Below are 6,014 nucleotides of genomic sequence, written 5' to 3' on the forward strand. Positions count from 1 at the left end.
GCGTGCCGCTGGCCGCCGCGCTGCACCTGTCGGTGGGGCTGCTGCTCGTCCTGGCCGCCGCGGGTCCCGGCGCGGGGCTGCTGGCGCTCGCTCGGGGGAGACTGTACGGCGCCGGGCGCACCGGCGGGGTCACCGCGAGCCTGCTCGCCGAGCCGCTGGGACGGCTGGCCTTCGGCACGGTGCTGACCGCGCTGCTTGGCCCGGTCGGGGGCGCGGCGGGCGTGGTCGCCGCCGGCTACTGCGCGCTCGGGATAGCGCGATGGCGCGGTGCCCGGGTGCAGCCGCCGGAGCCGGCAGCGGCCACCGGCGCGAACCGTCAGCCAGCGGCGATGATCGTTTTTCTGCTGCTCGCCGTCCTGGCGAACCAGGATCTCCTGTGGGCGAATGCGCTCCTCGGCCGGGACCAGGCCGCGCTGTTCGCGGTCCTGTCGACGCTCGGCGGGGTGGCCGCGTTCGCGACCGCGACCATCCCGATGGTGCTGCTGCCGCGGGCCGCGCAACGGGATGCCGGGGCGGTGCTGGTCGCGCTGTCCGGGGCGGCCGCGGTCGGTATCGGCGCGCTGCTGGTGGTCGCGGTGACGCCGACCGGGTTCTGGGTGTCGACGCTCGGCCCCGCCTACGCCGGCACCGGCCGGCTCGGCCTCGCCTACCTCGCGGCGATGGCAATGTTCGGCCTGGCCCGGGTGCTGGCCGCGGAGAACTGCGTCACGGCCGGCGGCCGAGCGACCGGCATCGCCGTCGGCATCACCGCGGCCGGCCAGGCGATCGGCATCACGATCTTCCATCACGACGCGCGCTCGATCGCGCTTGTCACGTTGGCCGCCATGACCGCGCTGACGATGTCGGTGGGCACCGTGACCATGCTGCGCGCCCGGCCCGCTCCGCTGGCAAGCATGTGGCTGCTGCGGCCACGGCCGGTGACAGCCACCCACATCCGGTGGGCGGTGGCCGGCCTCACGGTCCTCGGGATCGTCGTCCGGTTGCTGTCACCGCACAGCATCTGGGTCGACGAGGCGATCAGCATCCGCCAGGCCAGGCTCTTTCCGTTCCAGGAGTCGATCCGCGCGCTCCGGGACACCGACGTACACCCGCCGCTGTTCGCCACGGTGCTGTGGTTACAGGTGCACCTGTTCGGGACAAGCCAGTTCGCTGTCCGGCTGCCCTCGATCGTGACCGGGAGCCTGCTGGTGCCGATGCTTTACCTGGCCGGCCGTGATCTCTACAACCGGCGTGCCGGGCTGGCCGCGGCGGCCCTCGGTGTCTTCGCCCCGTTCGCGGTCTGGTATTCGCAGGAGACGCGGATGTACCCGCTGTTCCTGCTGTTCGGAGTCACGGCCACCTGGGCACAGGCACGGGTGCTGAAGGCCGGCGGCCGTGGGGCGTGGGTGGTGTACACCCTGGCGAGCGCGGCCCTGCTGTGGACCCATTACTTCGCGACGCTGCAGGTAATCACGCAGCAGATCGTGTTCGCCGTGATTGTCTGGCGCCGACACGGAACACGCCGGACCAGCCGGGACGGGCCCGGCATCCTCGTGCCGTGGCTGGCGAGCCTGGCCGCGCTGACGTTACTTGCCGCGCCGTTGGTGCCGTTCGCCAGCGCTCAGCTCCACGCCTACGGCACCCGTGGTGGGGTGGGTTTCGCGGCTCAGGCCGGTGACACGGTGGCGACGGGTGGCCATCCGCTGCTTTCGATCTACTCGATCGGCGCGAACGGGGTATGGGCTGTCTGGGGCTACCATTCGGACGCGATCGTGGCCACCCTCGTCGCGGTGTGGCCAGTGGGAATGCTGGTCGCGTTCCTGCTGCTCGGCCGCGGCTGGTCCCGCAGCTCACTGTTGCTCGCCGCGACCGTGCTCGTCCCCGTGCTGTGCCTGTTCGCCCTCGGCACGCGGAAGGAGAACCTGTTCGAGGTCCGCTACTTCGTCGGGATCCTGCCTGGCCTGATGCTCCTCGCCGGCCGGGCGCTCACGAGCTGGTTGCGGACCACGCCGGGAATGCTGCTCGGCGTCGGGCTCGCCACGCTGACGCTCGTGGTCGCGCTGGTGGACCAGCAACTCAATCCGAGCGACCCTCGCCTGTACGACTTCGACGGTGCGTTGAAGCACGTCACCGCGCATGCGCAACCGGGCGACATCATCGTCTACACCCCGATCTACCTGGTCGACGTCGTCGATTACTACGCGCCCGGGCTCCCCTCCTACGGTCCTGGCCCCGGCGTTCTGGCGCGCGCCAGGTCCGCCCGCCACGTGTTCGTGGTCGGAAGCTTCCTGTCCGATCCCAATGTGGCGGTGGACACCGGCGCGCTGCTGGCGCGGCTGGAACTGAGCCGACGGGTCGTCAACACCTTCCACGCCCCGCAGGTAATCGTCTGGGAGCTGCAGTGACCATCACGCCGGAACACGAAACAATCACGCACAGCCAGCAACTGCCTTCCGTCGCCCCCGCGGCGCGTCCACCGGTCGCCGACAACGCCAGGAACGGCGCCGACAACGCCAGGAACGACGCCAGAAGCGAGACCAGGACCGCCATCTCCACGGACCCGCGGCTCGCGCCGCCGGCATGGCAACCGATGGGGCCGGGCCGGGCGCTGCGGCGCCGGATGCTGCTTGTGCTGCCGCTGAACGTGCTCGCTTTCTTCTGGTATTTCGGCTGGCTGCTCGCGCCCGGTCGGGTCGGCAACGTGCTGCTCTACGCCCTGTTGCTGCTTGCCGAGGTCTTCAACGCGGTGCAGGCGCTCGGTTTCTGGTGGACGTGCTCCCGGGAGCGCGTGCGCCGGCGCCGCCCGCGAGTAAGAGCGCCCGGCAATAGGGGCGTGGATCAAGGAGCGGGACTGGGGCGCGTACATCGCAAGGCGGAGGAGGGAGTCACCCTGGTCCTTGGGGTGTCGACCGACGACAACACAGCGAGGTGCGTGCCCCAGCCCCGCGACGCCGCGTCCCTATTGCCGGTCGCTCTAAGCGGGCAGCTGGCCGTGGACGTCCTGGTGCCGGTCTACAACGAGCCGGTCGACGTGGTGGAACCGACGCTGGCCGCGGCGGTCCGGATGCGGGGGGCGCAGGTGCATGTGTGCCTGCTGGACGATGGGGACAACCCGCGGATGGCCGCGTTGGCCAGCCGGTACGGCGTCACCTACATCACCCGGCCGGACCACCGCGGCGCGAAGGCCGGCAACCTCAACCACGCGCTCGGCCGGACCTCCGCGCCGATCGTGGTGATCTTTGACTGTGACCACGTGCCGCACCCGGAGTTCCTGGAAGCGACGCTCGGCTACCTCGACGACCCGGGTGTGGGCTTTGTACAGACACCGCAGTACTACGCGAACGCCTCGACCAACGAGGTCGCCGGGACGTCATGGGCACAGCAGGCGCTTTTCTTCGGTGGGATCGCGCGGGGCAAGGACGGCCTGGGCGCGATGTTCTGCTGCGGAACGAACATCGCCTTCCGCCGTACGGCCCTGGCGGAGGTGGGCGGCTTCCCCGAGGACTCCCTGACCGAGGACTTCGAGCTGTCGATCCGCATGCACACCCGCGGGTGGCGGTCGGTCTACGTGCCCGAGGTACTGGCCAGTGGCCTCGGGCCGGCGGACATGGCCTCCTACACCAGCCAGCAGCTGCGGTGGTCGCGAGGCTGCATCTCGGCGATCCCGGCGGTGCTGGCCGCCCGGCTGCCCCGCCGGCTGAAGGCACAGTACCTGCTGTCCGCGGGGTACTTTCTGTCCGGCTGGACCGTACTCATCTATATGATCATGCCGATGATGCGGATCATGTTCGGCATCCAACCGATCACCGCCGCGAGCGCCGACCAGTTCCTGCTGCACTTCGCGCCCTACTTCACCGTGGCGCTGGGCACGGTTGCGCTGGCCGGGAACGGCAGCTACACCTTCGCCGCCTTCACCCTGCAAAGCGCCAGCTTCTGGATCGGCGTGGTGTCCACGGTACGGGCGCTACTACGCCGGCCTGGACGTTTCGTCGTCACGCCGAAGCAGGGCGGCGGGCACTGGCAGCCGACCGTGGTGGTGGTTCCCGTCGCCGTGGCCATGCTGCTGATCGCCGCATCGATCTACGGGCTGGCCCGGGACCAGGGGCCGGGCATGGCGAACAGCGTCGCGTTCGCCGGTGTGCACGCCGCGCTGCTGCTGCGCGGGTCCATACCCGCGCTGGGATGGCGAGGCCGGACCGCCCGCACCGCCGTCGCGCGCGACGCTCCGCCGATCGCGGCCTGACCCCGGCCCTGTGACACGATCCCGGGCGTCGCACGTGCGAGTAGAGCCGGTGTTGTCGATGCACGGTCGTGGGCGTGGACGATCGCGCTCCCGCTCCCCCGAACCAGCCGCTCAGTGGTCGCCGATCTACTGGCTGGTGCGGACGAGTCACGACCGGTGGCGCCTGATCGCGGAGTTCCTGGAGGAGTACCGCTGGGAGCCGTTCGAGCTCCGTTCGAGCCTCCGGCATCATGGCTACTCGCGGGCTGGTTACCCTGTTCGGCCTGCCCATAGCGCACAGATGGGCAGTGCCCAGATCCGGTCGTCAAGATCGAAGGGAATCGGGCCGGTGTGGAACACGACTCCCGCGCGGAAGTCCGGGCCGAGCTGATCGCGCAGCCACATGAGGTGGCGGGCGTCCCGAGCGGTCGGCGCCGAGGAAGCCTTGATCTCGATCCCGATCACTTCGCCTCCTCCGAGGTCTATGACGACGTCGATCTCCTGGCCGTCCCGGGAGCGGATGTGGTGCAACCGGGCGTGCGGGTGGAGAAGGGTCACTTCCGGTCGTAGCTGGGCGACGACGAAGGTGTCAATCAACCTGCCGAGCAGGTCTCCGTCCCGCAGGACGCTCCGCTCGTCCACCCGGGCGGCGGCGAGCGCGAGCGCGGGATCGGTCAGGTACCGCTTCGCCCGTTTGGTCAGCCTGTTCAGCCGGTTCGTCGCCCAGGCAGGAACGAGTTCGGTCAGGTAGAGGGCAGCCAAGATCCGGTCGTACGCGCCAGCGGTCCTCTGGTTGATTCCGGCAGCCTGGTAGACCGTGCTCTCAGCGGGAAGGCCCGCCGTTGAAAGCCCGAGAACCTCGAGATAGCGACGTAGTCGTACGGGGTCCCGTTGCTCCCCCGCGGCCAGCACGTCTCGATTGACGACGTGATCGATGTAGGAGTCCAGCCAGACGAGTCGCCCTGATGCGCTCAGGTTCAAGGCCGCCTCGGGGAAGCCGCTCCTCAACGCCTAGTCGACGTAGTCATCCAGGCTCGGAGGCGGGCCAGAAATGCCCAGTTGCGAGATGTCCGAGTTGAGAAGCAGATCCAGCAGACCCGGTTGATCGACGGAGCGAGCGATCTCCCGCTGGGTAAGGCCGTGCAGCACCAACCGGACGACTCGACCCGTCCCGGGCCACTGGCGGGTCGTGAAGTCGGCTTCGACGCTGCCGGTAAGGAGAAACCGGCCGGGACGGGGATCGTCGTCGACCGCGCGCTTGACCGCGCCCAGGATCTCCGGCACCTCCTGCCACTCGTCGAGGAGGACTGGTTCCCGCGCCCGGCGCAGTGCCGCGTCCGGGTTCGCGGCAACCGCCGTGGCGACCGCGGGGTCATCCAACCGCAGGATGTCGTTGGCGATCCGCCGGGCGGAGGTCGTCTTCCCCGCGGCACGCGGGCCGGTGACCATGACAGCGGGCAGCCCCGCGAACAGACTCGCCAAGCGCCCGTCGGCGATCCGCGGAACATACCTTGACGTGGCCATACAGCCACGGTACACAATCTGCGAGCCCAGCAGTACAAAATTTGCGAGTCTGCTAGTACAACTATTGCTGGGTCATCACTACAAGGTTTGCTGAGGGACTCGAACCCCTCACACCGCCAGCCCCCATCAGCGGGCCAGGACTAGTGCCTGATATGGGGGTATCAGATGGTTCGCGTAAGAACGGGTTGGTTTGGATGGACCAGGTCGGGATGAACCTGGTTCGGTCGGAAAGGACCCTCGCTGAACGGCACAAAGGCTGGTTCGGCGGTTGACGTAGCCACAGCGGCGT

Annotated in this window: 4 protein-coding genes; 2 read left to right on the forward strand and 2 right to left on the reverse strand. The window is 69.2% G+C overall.

Going from position 1 to position 6,014, the window contains the following annotated elements; translation table 11 throughout:
- The coding region (locus tag MJ783_RS20955) for a glycosyltransferase family 39 protein (RefSeq protein WP_239313028.1) at positions 1–2,384 on the forward strand (2,384 nt) is incomplete at its 5' end.
- A complete protein-coding gene (locus MJ783_RS20960; RefSeq protein WP_239313031.1) occupies positions 2,381–4,222 on the forward strand; it encodes a glycosyltransferase in 1,842 nt (613 codons plus the stop codon). The genes MJ783_RS20955 and MJ783_RS20960, both read left to right, overlap by 4 nt.
- Before the next feature lie 249 nt (positions 4,223–4,471).
- Here the strand turns inward: MJ783_RS20960 and MJ783_RS20965 are convergent, their stop codons facing one another.
- Entirely contained in the window at positions 4,472–5,182 is a 711-nt protein-coding gene (locus MJ783_RS20965; protein ID WP_239313035.1) for an ATP-binding protein, read from the reverse strand.
- Positions 5,183–5,212: 30 nt separating this feature from the next.
- Positions 5,213–5,725 (reverse strand): AAA family ATPase, encoded by a 513-nt coding sequence (locus MJ783_RS20970; protein ID WP_239313037.1) that lies wholly within the window; start codon positions 5,723–5,725, stop codon positions 5,213–5,215.
- Between the last annotated feature and the right edge of the window lie 289 nt (positions 5,726–6,014).

Origin of the sequence: Protofrankia sp. Cj3, assembly GCF_917627355.1 — a bacterium.
Lineage (GTDB): Bacteria > Actinomycetota > Actinomycetes > Frankiales > Frankiaceae > Protofrankia.